Here is a 15,780-nt window from a genome sequence, read left to right on the forward strand (position 1 = left end):
TAGCCATAGCAAAAAAACCAATTAGTTAATGCCTACCATACAACAGTTAGTCCGCAAAGGCCGCGAGAAGCTGAACTTCAAGTCGAAGTCACCAGCTCTTGATGCGTGTCCTCAGCGTCGGGGTGTATGTACGCGTGTGTACACGACCACTCCCAAGAAGCCCAACTCGGCGCTTCGCAAAGTAGCCCGTGTTCGTTTGTCGAACGGGAAAGAAGTTAACGCCTACATTCCAGGAGAAGGCCACAACCTGCAGGAGCACTCAATCGTGCTTATTCGCGGTGGTCGGGTTAAAGACCTGCCGGGTGTACGTTATCACATCGTGCGCGGAGCGCTCGATACGGCTGGCGTAAGCGGCCGTCTGCAAAGCCGGTCGAAGTACGGCGCCAAGCGTCCGAAGCCAGGTCAGGTTGTTGCCGCAAAAGGCAAAGGTGCCCCAGCTAAGAAAAAGAAATAAGGTGAAGTGATTTCGGAATTGGGATCGTGGATTTCGGATTTGTTCCGCCACACCCAAGTGTGTCTATTAGCGACGCCGATCCGAAATCCACGATCCCCATTCCGAAATCAATCAGACTGCCCGTTGAAAGACTACGGCAGAGTAAGAGAAATCTGAAGACACAATGAGAAAGTCGAAACCACCCAAGCGGTACGTGTTGCCTGATCCTAAGTACAAAGAGGTCCTGGTAACCAAGTTTGTAAACAATTTGATGTACGAAGGCAAGAAGTCGCTGTCGTACGCAATCTTCTATGATGCCATTGACCTGGTTGCCAAGCGCACCAACGAAAGCGGTATCGATACCTGGAAGAAAGCGTTGAACAACGTAATGCCTTCGGTTGAGGTTAAAAGCCGCCGCGTCGGTGGAGCCACCTTCCAGGTGCCCACCGAAGTACGCGCAGATCGGAAAGTCTCGGTAGGCATGAAATGGCTTATCCGCTTTGCCCGTTCACGCGGTGAAAAAACAATGGTAGACCGTTTGGCCGGTGAAATCATTGCTGCTGCTAAAGGTGAAGGTGCCGCCGTTAAAAAGAAGGATGACACCCACCGCATGGCCGAAGCCAACAAAGCGTTCTCACACTTCCGGTTCTAGACCGGGTTCGCTCTATAAACCTTGCCGTTTTTTGGAACGCGATAGGTTCGGCAATTCTGAAAAGCCCCTTCTATATGGAGGGGCTTTTTTAATGGCCGATAAATCGCATCTGACCGAAACACCGTACCTTTGAAGGGTACAAAAATGGGTCTACTGTTTAAGGTTCAATGTCTAACGTTGCCTTGCTGGCTCATTAACTGTTTTTGTTAGCAGCGCAACGTTAGATATTGAACCTTAACCATTGAACTTCCTTAAAAAATGACCACAACTACGACCACCCGTACCCGCGACACGCAGATTTTTGATCTGATTGCCAAAGAGCAACACCGGCAGGAGTCGGGCATCGAACTGATTGCTTCCGAGAACTTCGTATCGCCTCAGGTGATGGAAGCCGCCGGTAGTGTACTGACCAATAAATACGCCGAAGGCTTGCCTGGCAAACGCTATTACGGTGGGTGTGAGGTTGTTGATGAGGTGGAGCAGGTTGCCATTGATCGGGTAAAGGAATTGTTTGGTGCTACCTGGGCCAATGTACAACCCCACTCAGGTGCCAATGCCAACACAGCCGTTTTTCTGGCAACGTTAAAGCCGGGCGACACTATTCTCGGTTTCGACCTCAGCCACGGCGGTCACCTGACGCACGGTTCATCGGTGAATATTTCGGGTAAGTATTTCCGGCCAACTTTTTACGGTGTTGAACAGGAAACGGGCGTGATCAACTACGATGTGGTTGAAGAAACAGCGCAGCGCGAAAAGCCTAAAATGCTGATCTGTGGTGCATCGGCCTACAGCCGTGACTGGGACTATGAACGCCTTCGCGCCATTGCTGACTCGGTGGGGGCGTTGATGCTGGCCGACGTGTCGCACCCGGCTGGTTTAATTGCTAAAGGGCTGTTGAATGACCCGCTTGCCCACGCCCATATCGTGACCACGACCACGCACAAAACCCTACGGGGCACGCGCGGCGGTTTGATCATGCTGCGTAACGATTTCCAAAACCCGTTCGGCCTGAAAACGCCGAAAGGGGAACTGCGGATGATGTCGTCGCTGCTCGATTCGGGTGTATTTCCCGGTACGCAGGGCGGTCCGCTTGAGCACATTATCGCAGCGAAAGCAATTGCCTTCGGTGAAGCCTTGACCGATGAATTCTACGACTACGCCGTACAGGTAAAAGCCAACGCGCAGGCAATGGCGAAAGCATTCACCGAAAGAGGCTATCGGATTATTTCAGGCGGAACAGATAACCACCTGATGCTAATTGACTTACGTACGAAAGGCGGACAGGCCACGAGCCTGACGGGCAAGTTGGCCGAGAACACTTTGATCAAGGCTGATATTACAATTAATAAAAACATGGTTCCGTTTGATGACAAGTCGCCGATGGTAACGTCGGGGATGCGCGTTGGAACGGCGGCCATGACTACCCGCGGTATGCAGGAAGCTGATATGGAGGTAATTGTGGGGTATATCGACGAGGTGTTGATGAACCACGACAACGATCAGAAAATTAGCACCGTTCGGGAGAAAATTAACGCCTGGATGAAGGCATTTCCGTTATACGCATAACCAATTGCGAAAGAGCGAATGAGTGAAAGAGTGAATGGTTGCCACTCCATCAGCAACGACTCAGGCGTCAGCAATCATTCACTCTTTCACTCATTCACTCTTTCACTCATTAAAAATGGCATTAGATCAGGCATTCGATCAACGCGGGTACGACGACGGCGACGACACCGACCAAATAGAACCGGGCGATGGTACCGAGATGAGCTTTCTGGAACATCTGGAAGCTCTTCGCTGGCACTTGTTGCGCGCTTTTGCGTCCATTTTCGTCTTCGCGATTATCGCGTTCGTGTACATCCACGAAATTTTTGATTTGATTATTCTGGCTCCGTCCCGCCCCGATTTCTGGGCGTATCGTCAGTTGTGCCGATTAGCAGACATAACGGGTTACGCCGATCTGTGCGTGAAAAAACTTGATTTCCAGTTACAGGCGCTCGGCATGTCCGACAACTTCACGATGGGAATCACGATCTCGTTCATCATTGGGTTAGCGTTTGCTTTCCCATACGCGTTTTGGGAGGTGTGGCGGTTTATCAAGCCCGGTTTGAAGATTACGGAGAAGAATGCCGCTCGTGGTGCTGTATTCTTCGTGTCGATGCTTTTCCTGATGGGCTTGCTATTCGGTTACTACGTGGCATCTCCGCTGGCTATCAACTTCCTGGCTAACTGGCAGTTGTCTCCCCAAATCAAAAACCAGTACGATATCACATCATACATTGGCATTCTGGCTACGCTGTCGCTTGGTTGCGCATTGATGTTTCAGATGCCGATGATCGCGTTCGTACTCTCGAAAGTGGGCGTGCTGACGCCTTCGTTCATGCGTACGTTCCGCAAGCACGCCTGGATCGTAATTCTAGTGGTAGCTGGTGTCATTACGCCGTCGCCGGATATCTACAGCCAGTTGCTGGTCGCCTTCCCGCTGGTTATTCTTTATGAGGTCAGCATTTTGGTGTCGCGCTCTGTGCAACGCGCCCGCCTGGCTGAACTAAAATAAAACAACGTACCTGAAAAGCAAAAACTCCCGATTACGTTGTCTGTAATCGGGAGTTTTTGCTTTTCAGGTACGTTGTTTTCAGATAGATAACTGGTGGCCTCAGTTCGAGCCTCGATTGAGCACCCGTTCCAGTTCAGATTCGTCCGTATTGGCTGGTTTTGTTGATGGCTTCGGCTTTGGCGCTGCCGGAGTAGGCTGGGTACGTTGCTGAACCGCCGTTGGGTTAGCAATCGTCGTCTTTTTTCGAGCTGGTACTTCCGCCGCTTTTTCTGTTTTTATTTCCCGGTTTCGCACAGGTACGTTATCCGTTTGTTTTGAGCGGTTTGCCGTTTCCGCAGGTGCGTCTGCTGTCAATGGCTTCCTTTTTATAACGGGATCAACCGGGCGGTCGTTGGCCTCTGTCGTTTCTGAAGGTCTTGCTTTGGCAACCCTGTCTACGGATTTCGGCTTTGGTTCAGACGCTGGATCTTCCCGCGCATCCTTTGTTTCAGCCGCCGCTGCCCCATCAGGAACACTGGTTTCCTGTTGAACGGCCGGTGTTGTAGCCGAGCTGAATGGGCTACAGTTGGCAGGCCATAGCTGGCAACGGTAGGTGTAACCGGCAAAGCCAATGCCAATGAGTAAACCACCAACCAGGAGGCTTCTGGTTAACGCATTGGTAGAACGTGGCGTTGATGCGACAGGCAAGGCCAGGCTGCCGCCTGGTAACGCTACACCCGTGGTACGGCCGGTCAGCAAGACGCTCACTGTTTCGGCGGTAGCCGGTACCTCAATCGTCATGGTTGACTGGTGGCGTCCTGACCGCTCGGGCGTGTAGCGCAGGTGTATGTAGGAGCCTGTTGGCTCGGGCTTGAAAGTCAATGCCTCTTTAAAGGCCAGCCGTTCGATACCAGCCGCTACCTGAAACAGACTGGCATCGTCAATAGTAACGACGATGAGCGTGTTGGGATGCGGTGGCGTAATCCGTAATGTCAGAAAGCTTTCGTCGCCAGGATCAGTGCGATCGAAAGTTAAGGCCGAACGACTCACCTGTAATCTCGACCCGGAGTTGGGTAAACCGGCATTGCTTGAGTGGCCAGCTTTATCTGTAGGTAAAGAACGGGTATTGTTCATCGCTTATGTACGTATGTTTATAGACTAGGGCCTGACTTACCAGATAAAAGTGAGGTAATGGTACGATTCACCTTTTTTGGGCCAAATCCTCATTTTGAACGCAAAAAGATAGTCAAACTGGTCGGTTATGCGTAGCTTAAATAACCACCAACCCGTTTCGAATGCCAACGTTGACCGTCATTTCCAAACGAGTAAAGGATCGCCTGAAAAGCTTTTCGCCCACCTTATTACGCCTGGTGGGACTTAGGTTGCTGACCAAAGCGCAGACTGACGAGTTGATGCGTCCTTATCAGGTCAGCTATGCAGTAAAGTCCTCTCTGGTATTGGACGCTGTGTACGACATCACTGATGCCCAAAAAGAACTATTTCATTCAAAAGAGATACAAACCGATCCTGATTTTGTCTGGAATTATCCCAATACAACCGCTAAAGCAACACTTCTGCGCAGCGGTAACCTAAATATAGCGAATGGTATTCTGGATACGGATTTTGGTAACCAGGCATTATTGCCTGATTTGATCAAACCGGATCGCCGCCCGGTAAGCAATCAGTCCATCGTCGTTGCGCCCTGGAGTCATTACTGGGGTGGCTACTACGATTTCCTGCTGTTTGTTGCCGGTAAGCTTGCCCGTATCAAAACAGTTCTGTCGCCAGCTATGTTCGCCGAGGCGGTGATTTCGTACCCATTACTTCATAGTTCTTTTGAACCTGAATTGATGGCTCTGCTAGGCATTCCACCTGAACGTCTACTCGATAGCCGTCAGCAAGCCGTCCGTTTTGATCATTGTGTACTGGCCAACAACAGTAGCTGGTTTTACCCCGCCGCCGCCGATGTACTGGCGTTGAAAGCGATCGTTGAAGGCCAATTGCAGCCTCCCCAATCGGCACCGAACAGGCGGCTCTACATCAGTCGCAAGGGCAGGCGCAAGGTGGTGAACGAAAACGCACTGACGGCTATGCTTAGCCAGTATGGTTTTGAGATAATCGAAGATAAACCTCGTTCTGTTCTGGAGCAGATTGAGCTGTATCGAACCGCATCCATCATCGTTGGGCCGCATGGTGCTTCGTTTGCCAACCTGATCTGGTGCAGACCTGGTACACAGTTGCTTGAATTTTTTGCCCCAAATTATCGCCCCGAATATTTCCGCTACCTGGCGCAGATTCTCAGCATCAAATACGCAGCTTACTGCCTGGGACCCGTAGCTGACAGCCACTACACATTCGTTGATGCCGATGTAGAGGTATCCGTTGATGAAGTAGAGCGCGGTCTGATCAACTTACTGGCCGAGGTTAGCTAGAAAGAACAGTCTAGAATGCGATGGCCTGCTACACCGGTTGGGATGATCTGGTGTACTTTAACCTGCCCGCGGGCAACAAACGCTTCGATCTGATACCGGCTAGCCTCGTCTACTACGTAAAAATGATGGTTGAACTGCCTTGCATTGAACTGATTGGACCGGATAATCCCTTTCAGGCGGTAGTTTTCGGCCACCCCTTCTAAAATCTTGTAGTCGGTGGTCGACTCCAGCACATTCCGCTTATCCAGCGCCGTTTGCCAGTCCAAAATGTAATAAATCGGATGTTGCGACTGGTAATACCGGATGGGTAAAAAGTAGTACGCTGACTCAAACAAGACGGGTTGACCCGGCTTTAGCTTGTCGACATCATGGCGGATCTCGCCGGAAAATAGCGGTATCTTTTTGTTCTGGTAAACGATAAATACACCAATCAGTAACAGGAAAACCAGCACACCAAGCGATTGCAAAACAGGCGAAACCGATGGAATTCGTTGGCGCAGGTTAGACCACACAGGCAACGACGCCCTGTCATTAATCCACCAGCCCGCGTACAGTAGTTGATAAATCAGCAAGAGCGTTGATGGCCAGAAATAGCGGTTCAGGAACACCGACGTGTGGACGAGAGAGACAACCAGGCCCAGTAGCAGCGTAAACACAACGATAAATCCTGACAGCAGGTAGAGCGCAAAGGCCGGATCGCTGAAAGCGGCGAGCCGTTGCTTCTGAAGCCGGGGAACGGCAATCAGGCTAAAAAGGCCCGCGACCAGCAGTACTCGCAGGATACCCATAATTGGGTACGTATCCTCTAAACGGGCGGATGCATTAGGCAACAACTCGCCAATCGTTTTAAAGAATAACCAGAATGTAGGGACGGGAATCCAGGAGTGTGGAATGCCTGACTGTGCCTGAATGGCAAATGAAGGATACCAGAACACCAGCCAGAGCAGCGCAATTACCAGGTGCGTGCCCACCACAGGCAGGTAGCTGTGATCGTTGGCACGGAGCCATCTGTACAGCCAAAGAAGCCCGAAAAAGACGCCCGACGCAGCAATGTAGAACAGGGCTACGTTGTGGGTGAGCATGAATACTGCACCTACCAGCGCATGTGCCACTAGCCAGGGCCGCTTCTGAACCCGGAAAAGTAGCTGATGCAGCACAACTACGTAAGCCCAGCCGAACAGCAGATACAAGCTGTAGGTACGTACCTGAGTCGACAGAGTGTAGTTTAGGTACGTTAAGCTGATTGCCAGCAGGATAATTACAAAATTGACCAGTGCCGTGTGCCGTTGCGTGGCCGCATTAACCCGATATAGCGCAGGTTCATGGTCGAGCAGCCTGGTAATGTACCGGAAAAACCAGGTCACGGTACCAGCAAACAGAGCAATGGATACGCCTTTTAAAAAGAAAGGATTCAGGCTAATGCTATGCCCAAGCAACCAGTAGACATTAATAAACAACGGCGGATTAGCATCCATGCCACTCACAATGGCGTGGTTGGTGTGGGCTAACGACGGATCGGAAAGGAGAAGATAGCTAAGTACCTCATCCATCCATAAATACCGATCTTTTACGAATAAAGATAGTATCAGACTGCCGGTTAGGGTTAGCAGCAGTGCTACACTCAGCCGGTTGGTAGTCAGCATGTTTACTGGATTGGTTTACCGGATTCATCGATGTTGGCCGTAACAGAATAACTTGCTCCTGATACGGCGTCGAAGTAGACACCGCCAGTTCCTTTACTGAACCGATTGTTGGCTACAATGACCCCGGTCGCTTTCTCTCCGTAGGCTCTAAATGTAGCTACATTTTCCGTCGATGGTTTGTTCGAGATTGTATTATCCCGAAAAGTATTGTTAGGCGCGTTGTCGCAAATGATTGCGTGAGTGGCTCCACTGACGATGATGTTGCTTTCGTACACCCCGCCCGCGCTCGACGTGGTCAGCAGTTCCAGGCGACCGCTCATGTTGAGGGTATTGTGGTTGAACTGAGCCGCCCCCGCGTTGAATAACTGGATGCCGCCCGTAACGGAGCCCACCGTTTGGTTGCCCACAATAACAAGTCCGCCTACTACCAGCCCGTTACCAAAACCATCGTTCGAGCCTTCGATGAATTTGTCGAACGTCCCCTCAAACTTGTTGTTGAGGATGTTTACATTTTTAGACGCCCCCGCTATTTCGACACCATACAGGCTACAGTTCTTGATGTAGTTTTCCGATATCATCAAGCCATCCAGCGGCCCTGACAGGGAGATTCCAAACGTGCATTCATGGATCGTGTTGCCCGTCACGGTAATGTTCTGACCGGCATACACATTGTAATTGTCGTGATTGAACAGCTCAAACGCCATGCGCTTTGCCTGAATATCGTTCTGCCGGATAGTCACGTTTTTGGCCATCTTGCCCGCCTGGATTTTCAGTGTCAGGAAATTCGCGCTTGCCTGGGCGGCGGCGTCCGAACTGCGGCAGTTCTGGATGGTCAGGTTGTTTACCGTTGGTCCGTCAATCGAGATGACACCATACGTAGCTTCTCCGGTAGCCGTCACCACCCAGTTGATGCCATCAATCGACACGTTGTCGAACGACGGACCTGAGTCGATTGGGCTGAAGAGTGACACGTAGCTTTTGGGCAGTGTGATGGTTACTTTACCGGGTGTGCCACGCAAACCCAGGTTGGTTCGCATGCGTACGGGCGTTTGCTGCACATACTGTCCGTCAGGAATAAACAAGTCGCCTGTAGTGGCGTTGATAGCCGTCTGAAGCTCAGGTCCAATGTCGTCGTCGGCGGGTAGGATATTGAACCAGCCAGCGTTGGCTGCGCCGGTGAACTGCCGTTTGTAGCGGCGGCCGTTGGCTGTCACAAGCACAATGCCGGTATTGTCTTCGGTTGTCTTATCAGCGCGATCGAGTACAAACAAGCCTTGTTTGCCCGCGTCGGTGAGGTAGAAATTGGCAGGTACGTCAACCCGGCTGAAGGCACGTACCTGTGCCAGCGTTATTGTATCGGTGGCTGTTTGCCGTATAAGCGTATCCGGATCTATATCAACTGGTTTACAGTTGGTTAGTATCACTGCCAGCAGTATAACACTGGCAATTGTTATGTGTATCGTTTTCATAAGTAAGTTGAGAGAGTCAATGAACAATGATCAACTGGTAGCTCATCGCGTAGCCTCACTCTATTGACAGGCTAAGGCTATGGTCAGGCCAGGCTGATCACTGTTAATTGATCATTGTAAATTGATTTTACCGAATACCTGCATACGTTTTCAACCGGTTATAAATCCGGGTAATGGGGCTGTAGCGCTGAATTGTCTTGCGATGGTAATACTCTGTCGCCTGCACCACATCGGGGAATTTGAATGTCCGCTGTTGACCGGCATCTAGCTCGGTTTTGTAGCGGTTAAAAATATCGGTGTGGGTCGCGCCCGGTCCGAAACCGATATTCTGTACTTTAGAAACGGTTGGGTAAACGGTTAACCCACCCGCTTTGAACCGGCTGTAACAATACCGGATATCCCAGGCGTCGATGGCTCCTTCCATTTGGTGCCGCAACATCCGGCTCAGGTCCGAGCCGCCACTGTTAAACGCTTTCTGCCGGGCAGCGTCATTTTTGAACTGGTCATAATCAGCCACTGTCCAGTCGATGGATTCCCAGCGGTCAGCCCAGGTAGCCCAGCCCCAGGGGCTATGGCGTGGCACAAAATAGGCGTCGTCGGTATAGCCGGGTGGTTTTGGAAAGGGGAACGTGTAGCCCGCTATCGAATACACCCGCTTGTTTTTGGCGTAATGTTGCAGGCACTGGTTCATGTAATCCAGAAAATTGGGTGCCGTAATCAGGTCGTCTTCCACGATAATGGCCGACGGGTGTTTTTTCAATACCGTCGTGATTCCCTGAATGATCGAATCGGCACAGCCAATGTTTGCTTCGGCATAGTGACGATAAATGTTTTTGAAGCCACTTATCTGCGCAATAACCGCTTTCACCTCGGCTACGCCCGGCTCGTCGGCCGGTTTCTGCGGCGCATCGACAAAGACGTATAAATCACTTTCCGAAGCAAGGTAATTGGCCTGTAGCGCGTCGATGGTTTGCCGCAGTTCATTGGGCCGTTTGTAAGCGAAAAGAATAACTGGTGCGTTCATGATGTTGAGGAGTTGACTGTTAATGGCTGCCGATCATCTGTTTGCTTAAGTGCCAGACGTACAGTGCGTTCGTTGTAGCGTAGCGGCGGAAGAGCCGGCGTGGCTCAAGGGCCAATCGGAAAACCCATTCCAGACCCATGCTCCGAATCCAGGCTGGGGCGCGTTTGTGTTCGCCCGTCAGAATAGGAAGCGCGCCGCCGATACCAAGCATAACAGCGGGAATCCGCCCCCGCATGCGACCCATCCACAATTCCTGTTTAGGGCAACCCAGGGCTACAAATACCAGTTTCGCGCCCGACCGGGTAATCTCTTCTACCTCGGCTTCTTCTTCGGCCGATGTCAACGGCCGGAAGGGCGGAGAGATCAGGCCGGCAATTTTCAGGCCTGGAAAGCGCTGGTAACATACGGCGGCAGCTTCTTTCAGGCGGTCGGTCGTTGAGCCATAAAATAGCACGGGAATCTGTTCGACAGCCGCTTGTTCAAGCAGGGCAGGCATCATATCCATCCCGGCTACGCGCTCCTGCTGGTGGCCGTACAAGCGCTTGATGGCCCACAAAAGGGGTACGCCATCGGCCAGCACCCAATCTGAGTTATTGACAGCTTTAGCCAACTCGGGCTTCTGCTGAGCTTCCACTACCATATGGGCGTTGGGAAAGCAAACCGTGCGTGATTCGCCTAATTTCGCCGCTTCGATAATCGCTTCCTTCACCGACGCAAACGTGGCAGAGGTTATGCCTAAACTAACCACCCTTGCACGGGGTAAGTCGGTAGTCTGTGATGAATATGGTTTCATATCGTTGATGTGTATTGTCATTACGCTTTGCTGTCATTAGGTAGTCATTGATGGTCATTTTTGGTTTCCACAATGAATGACTACCTAATGACAGTATGCTTATTACACTACGCCAACCAACTTTGTCTGATTCACCAGGCTTGGATAGAGCCGTTCGGTAAAGAGGTTAATCTTCTCGTCCCAGACTTGCCGTTTGGCAAACTCATACGCTTTTCGACCCATTTCGAGTCGTTCGGCCGGGTTATGGTACAACCGTTCGATAGCCGCCGCCAGATCGTTCAATACCTGCTCGCTCGATTCGATCGGCACTTTGATTCCATTGGTGCCATTCACCATTTCAGCCTGCCCGTGAAGTGCCAGCGTAATCACGGGCATGGTATTGGCCATTGCTTCCGTGACCTGCGTAGGGCCGGAGTCGCGCAGGCTGGTGAACAGAAATACGTCTGACTCCTTGTAGTATTTCAGCACTTCGTCATACGAAACATGACCCACCCAATCCACACGGTCAGCCACGTTGTATTTGGTCAGGTACGTTGGTACGTGCTCGGCCATTTCACCTTGTCCACCCACAATCGTCAGACGGATGGGCAAGTCTGGATTTACCCGGCTGAAGGCGTGAATGGTCAACTCCAGCGCTTTGCGGGGCAGCAGGCGACCCACCCACAGTAAGTTCAACACGGGCGGATTAGGTACACGCTCCTGTGGCTTTGGAGCCAGAAAGTCGGCCCCGATACCCGAGTCGAGCATCAGTTCCATTGGCTTGTTTCCCCGATACGTCCGGGCCAGTTGAAGCGAGTCACTATTGGAGATCAACACATAATCGGCCTGACGCATACTGCGGTAAAAACCAGGATTTACCCGTTGTAGCAGCCAGCTCACGGCATCGCGCATGACCTCCCGCGAGTAGTACTTGCCCAGGTAGTGTTTCATAACGGGTGGTACCCGCTGCCCACCACCTGCCGGGCCGAAGATGAATGGTTTTTTAAGCCGGTACATGAAGCTGCCCAACTGCAGGCTGCTGTAGGTGACGTGATGAACGAGATCGAAATTCTGCGTCTGATCCAGCTTTTTCGCTACCCGCGCTGCTTTCCACTGCCAGTATATGTAATGCACGTACAGGCCTATCAGGTTTCCGTACGCCCGATCAAGCCAGGCCGGTACACCCACATAATGTACTGTCAGGTTGGGATACAGCCCGGTTGCCAGTTCCGGTTCAATGGCTTCGCGGAACTCTTCGCGGGTGATGCAATGCGTACGCACGCCACGCTGGCTGAGCAGCGTAGAGTAGTGCCAGCCATTTCCCTCTTCCGACCCCCGGTTTGGCAAACAGGCATATGCCGATAGTAGAATAGTCAGCATAGATCAGACGGGTTGAAGCTTACGGCGGAGGAATCCACCACAGATACGCGCCACATCGAAGAAGAAGTAGAGCAGCTTTGTTTTGGAATGGGCCATCGCAAAGTGGTAGCGTACCGTCAGGTTTGTCGGCGATCGAATGGAGGTAAAACTCTGAATAAAGTCAGACCAGCCGGGACGTTGTTTCAGGAAAATGCCTGTGGCGCTGACGTGTTCACCCACTACGCTTTTGGTACTGATAAGCAGCGGATAACCTGCTTTCTGCGCACGCACCGAAAAGTCGACATCGGCCATGTAGTGGGCAAAGTGAGCCGTATTGTACAGGCCAACTTTCTGGAACACTTCCATGGGAATTAACGTACCCCGGCCGGGCAGTGAATCAGTCTCGATAAAGTCGGCCTGACTAACCAGTTTTGAGTAGCTACGGCCATAATCGTCGGCAATCTGGTGGCCGCCCGCCAGCACGAGGTTCATTTTCGTACCGGCATATTCCAGTTGGTCGGGCCGGTCAATGTCTACGCTTGGCGAGCCGACCACGCAGGGGTAATGTTGCCGCTCGGTGTCGAGCAGTGTTTGCAGGTAGTTTGGCTGTACTTCGGTATCGTCGTTGAGCGTAAGCAGGAAATCATCGGTGCCTGGTGTTGCGCCAACCAGTTCCTGCGCTTTACGAAGGCCCACGTTGGTAGCTTCGGTCCACCAGAGGTTGCCGTCGCCCTTCAGCACAATGGCCTCGGGGAACTGCTGCTGAATCATCTCACTGGTGCCATCCGTAGAGCCATCGTCGACAACGATCTCCTGATGGTCTGGGTACGTCTGCGCGGCCAGACACGCCAGGCAGCGGCGCGTCAGCTCACGACGGTTATGAACGGGAATAACGATGTAGATCATAGGTAGTTTGTTGTGTCTGATTGCCGGGGTAATTCGGTATTCGGTACTGTAACGGGCCATTGATGCGCGTAGACATGCGTTGGCTGACTAGCCATGTGAGGATCAATGTGTATAGTTTTAAGATCGCTTTCGGCCTGCTCTTTTTCCGTTGGTTTCGTTGCGTAATACAGGCCCAGGCCAACGAAACCCCAGTAGTAAATAGGCAATTGGTACGAAACGCCGAAGAGTAACCCGCTGGCAATGAACGCAAACAGCACAGTTTGTTCAAGCGTAAATCGCTTGTTGCGGAAGTACATCATCCAGAGCGTACTTAGAATGACAAACATGTTGAGGGCTAGTCCGGCGATGCCGTAATTATACAGCATGTCGATGTATTGCGAGTGAATGATGGTGCCTTTTGTCGGGAAATCTTCGTTTTCCATGATCTCGCCCCGGTCGTAGCCTTCATAACGCCAGCCCAGCCAAAGCCGGTCCGGTATCTGGCTCCAGTAATAGAGCGTCTGTTCGTAGCGCCAGTTACCGGTATTGTCTTCTGTTGGTTTTGCAATACCGCCGATGTTTTCCAGGAAAGCGTCTACTTTTTTTGGTGAAAGTGCCCCTACAAACGGAACAATCAGCAAGGCCAGCACGAATAGGGTAGAAGCAGTGCGACCAATAGGTAATCGGCTGTCACTAAGCTTACCTACGATGGACAAGCCCGCCACGATAGCGACGCCAAACACCGCCGATGAAATAACGGAACGGTGAAGCAGGAAAACGATCAGGCCAAACGACGCCAGAAAGCCCATGAAGTCGGCAATGCGGTGATCTTTCAGGTACCGCATCAGGAAAAACAGCAGCGGCAGCATGACATAAAACGCTTCGTAGGCCGATGTAGAACGGCTTTCGGAGGTCATGTTATACTCCATGATTTTCCCCAGAATGATCTGACCATAAAAATATAACGCCCCGATAACCATGATGGCCCAACTCAGCTTGAGCGGCCCCGACCGGCGGGCGATGACAAACGCCAGCAACGCCAACCCGCAATAGGCCAGTCGCTTGATGACGAAAAATGAATACACGTACTGGTTGTAAACATGCAGCGACTCGAGCACCAGCCCGAATATGGCCAGGCTCAGTACCCAGGCAACCAGTTTATACGGGCTGGGATAGTCGAAGTAGCCAATAAACAGACAGGTAGCTCCCACCAGACCGGCCAGGTTAGACACCGCCGACAGGATTGGACTGGTCTGATCGGAGCCATAAGTGAGCGAGCCTACGCCAAACAGGAGCAGAAACAGCGCAGCCCGGTATGCCCACGTAATGGCCTTTACCCCCGGCTTTTTGGCGGGCTGGGGCGTTTCGGGCAGGAAGGTGTATGTCGGTTCTTCGATGTTCATGGATTTGCCAGTACGGCTTCGTAAATCGACTTGGTATGATGGGTGATGTGCTGCGCATCGAAGCGTTCCAGCGAAACCGCCCGTGCCTGCTGGGCCAGTAACTGGCGCAGTGAGGTACTTTCCCACAACTGACCAACCGCCGCCGCAATATTGGCGGGATCGAGTGACGTTAGCAGGCCCGTCTGCCCGTTCTCGACCAGCGACGATACGCCACCCACGTCTGAAGCAACCACTGGTAAACCAGCTAATTGTGCCTCACATACGCTGTTGGGGCTATTGTCGATGTAGGATGGGTGCAACAGACAGAACGCATCTGCGTACGCGGCCCAGAGCTGTTCGCCGGTCAGCATGCCCCGGTGTTCAACGGCATCTTCTGGAATATTGGTCAATCCCAGCGTTGAAATGAGGTCCAGCAGGGCCGGTTTACTGCCAAATCCGGTAACGATAAGCCGGAGCGGCCACCGTTCCCGAAGCAGACTCAACGCCCGCAACGCTTCACGGATGCCTTTAATGTCGTGCAGGCCGCCAACAAACAGCATGGCGTTTGGCGACTGGTCGCTGGGGGGCGCAATGGGTTGGTAAAACACGGGGCGCATCAATTCCCAGTTATGGTGAATGACCGCCTTCGGGTTCAGCTTATGAATGATGGCCTTGTCCCAGTGGGTACGTCCGATGTAGTGCCGCACAGAAGGGGCGTACTTTTTTTCGTAATAGCTGGCCACCGCCCACGACGCGTGGCGATAGTCGGGCCGGTTGGGCAGGTATCGGTAGTATTCTGTTACGAAGCCCTGCGCCGACACCACTTTCGGTAGGTTCAGGCCGGCAGCCATCACGGGATACTGTTCTTCCGTACCGTGAATATGAAGCAGGTCGAACGTACCCAGCGTCTGGTTACCTACTTTATCGCGCAGGTAATCGCTCACTAGTTTAATACGCCGCGTATAGCCCGTCAAAAGATCCCACTTGTCGTCGGGCACTTTCAGAAAGATGTACCGAACGCCGTCGCGCGTTACTTCGTCGTCATGGTCGATGTATGGATTGTAGCTGACAACGGTAATAGAGATTCCCTCCTGCGCGACCAGATTAGCGGCCAATGCCGTCATCCAGGGCACCGGATGTCCTGATTTCGCTGGATGTGGGGCTCGTGCAAGCCAGAGAACGTTCATAGAAAG

Annotated in this window: 14 protein-coding genes; 5 read left to right on the forward strand and 9 right to left on the reverse strand. The window is 52.1% G+C overall.

Annotation, left to right across the window (positions count from 1 at the left end):
- The first annotated feature begins 28 nt into the window (after positions 1–28).
- The 4 genes from rpsL to tatC all read left to right on the forward strand — a co-directional run bounded on the left by rpsL (position 29) and on the right by tatC (position 3,642).
- The gene (gene rpsL / locus ACFE8Q_RS22865) at positions 29–454 is read left to right on the forward strand and encodes a 30S ribosomal protein S12 (protein ID WP_085410943.1); all 426 of its coding nucleotides are present in this window, start codon (positions 29–31) and stop codon (positions 452–454) included.
- 163 nt (positions 455–617) lie between these two features.
- A complete protein-coding gene (gene rpsG, locus ACFE8Q_RS22870; protein WP_085410942.1) occupies positions 618–1,085 on the forward strand; it encodes a 30S ribosomal protein S7 in 468 nt (155 codons plus the stop codon).
- A 258-nt stretch (positions 1,086–1,343) separates the two neighbouring features.
- Complete coding sequence (gene glyA, locus ACFE8Q_RS22875; RefSeq protein ID WP_375447763.1) at positions 1,344–2,651, forward strand: serine hydroxymethyltransferase; 1,308 nt, start codon at positions 1,344–1,346, stop codon at positions 2,649–2,651.
- A gap of 115 nt (positions 2,652–2,766) precedes the next feature.
- Positions 2,767–3,642 (forward strand): twin-arginine translocase subunit TatC, encoded by an 876-nt coding sequence (gene tatC / locus ACFE8Q_RS22880; protein ID WP_375447764.1) that lies wholly within the window; start codon positions 2,767–2,769, stop codon positions 3,640–3,642.
- Positions 3,643–3,741: 99 nt separating this feature from the next.
- On the opposite strand, the gene ACFE8Q_RS22885 is transcribed toward tatC, so the two are convergent.
- The gene (locus ACFE8Q_RS22885; protein ID WP_375447765.1) at positions 3,742–4,755 is read right to left on the reverse strand and encodes a hypothetical protein; all 1,014 of its coding nucleotides are present in this window, start codon (positions 4,753–4,755) and stop codon (positions 3,742–3,744) included.
- Positions 4,756–4,916: 161 nt separating this feature from the next.
- Here ACFE8Q_RS22885 and ACFE8Q_RS22890 point away from each other — a divergent pair, with 161 nt between their 5' ends.
- On the forward strand, positions 4,917–6,053 hold the full coding sequence (locus ACFE8Q_RS22890; RefSeq protein WP_375447766.1) for a DUF563 domain-containing protein: 1,137 nt from the start codon (positions 4,917–4,919) through the stop codon (positions 6,051–6,053).
- Here ACFE8Q_RS22890 and ACFE8Q_RS22895 read toward each other — a convergent pair.
- From ACFE8Q_RS22895 to ACFE8Q_RS22930, 8 genes are all read right to left on the reverse strand, one after another.
- Positions 6,050–7,696, reverse strand: a complete 1,647-nt coding sequence (locus ACFE8Q_RS22895; RefSeq protein ID WP_375447767.1) for a hypothetical protein — start codon at positions 7,694–7,696, stop codon at positions 6,050–6,052. The genes ACFE8Q_RS22890 and ACFE8Q_RS22895 overlap by 4 nt on opposite strands.
- A gap of 2 nt (positions 7,697–7,698) precedes the next feature.
- Positions 7,699–9,165 (reverse strand): right-handed parallel beta-helix repeat-containing protein, encoded by a 1,467-nt coding sequence (locus ACFE8Q_RS22900; RefSeq protein WP_375447768.1) that lies wholly within the window; start codon positions 9,163–9,165, stop codon positions 7,699–7,701.
- 127 nt (positions 9,166–9,292) lie between these two features.
- A complete protein-coding gene (locus ACFE8Q_RS22905; protein ID WP_375447769.1) occupies positions 9,293–10,189 on the reverse strand; it encodes a glycosyltransferase in 897 nt (298 codons plus the stop codon).
- Positions 10,190–10,208: 19 nt separating this feature from the next.
- The gene (locus ACFE8Q_RS22910) at positions 10,209–10,982 is read right to left on the reverse strand and encodes a WecB/TagA/CpsF family glycosyltransferase (RefSeq protein ID WP_375447770.1); all 774 of its coding nucleotides are present in this window, start codon (positions 10,980–10,982) and stop codon (positions 10,209–10,211) included.
- 102 nt (positions 10,983–11,084) lie between these two features.
- Positions 11,085–12,341 (reverse strand): glycosyltransferase family 4 protein, encoded by a 1,257-nt coding sequence (locus ACFE8Q_RS22915; protein WP_375447771.1) that lies wholly within the window; start codon positions 12,339–12,341, stop codon positions 11,085–11,087.
- Between the two features lie 3 nt (positions 12,342–12,344).
- Positions 12,345–13,226, reverse strand: a complete 882-nt coding sequence (locus ACFE8Q_RS22920; RefSeq protein ID WP_375447772.1) for a glycosyltransferase family 2 protein — start codon at positions 13,224–13,226, stop codon at positions 12,345–12,347.
- The gene (locus ACFE8Q_RS22925) at positions 13,223–14,608 is read right to left on the reverse strand and encodes an O-antigen ligase family protein (protein ID WP_375447773.1); all 1,386 of its coding nucleotides are present in this window, start codon (positions 14,606–14,608) and stop codon (positions 13,223–13,225) included. Before ACFE8Q_RS22925 ends, ACFE8Q_RS22920 begins: the two co-directional genes overlap by 4 nt.
- On the reverse strand, positions 14,605–15,774 hold the full coding sequence (locus tag ACFE8Q_RS22930) for a glycosyltransferase family 4 protein (RefSeq protein ID WP_375447774.1): 1,170 nt from the start codon (positions 15,772–15,774) through the stop codon (positions 14,605–14,607). Before ACFE8Q_RS22930 ends, ACFE8Q_RS22925 begins: the two co-directional genes overlap by 4 nt.
- Between the last annotated feature and the right edge of the window lie 6 nt (positions 15,775–15,780).

Origin of the sequence: uncultured Fibrella sp. (assembly GCF_964250085.1) — a bacterium.
Classification (GTDB): Bacteria; Bacteroidota; Bacteroidia; order Cytophagales; family Spirosomataceae; genus Fibrella.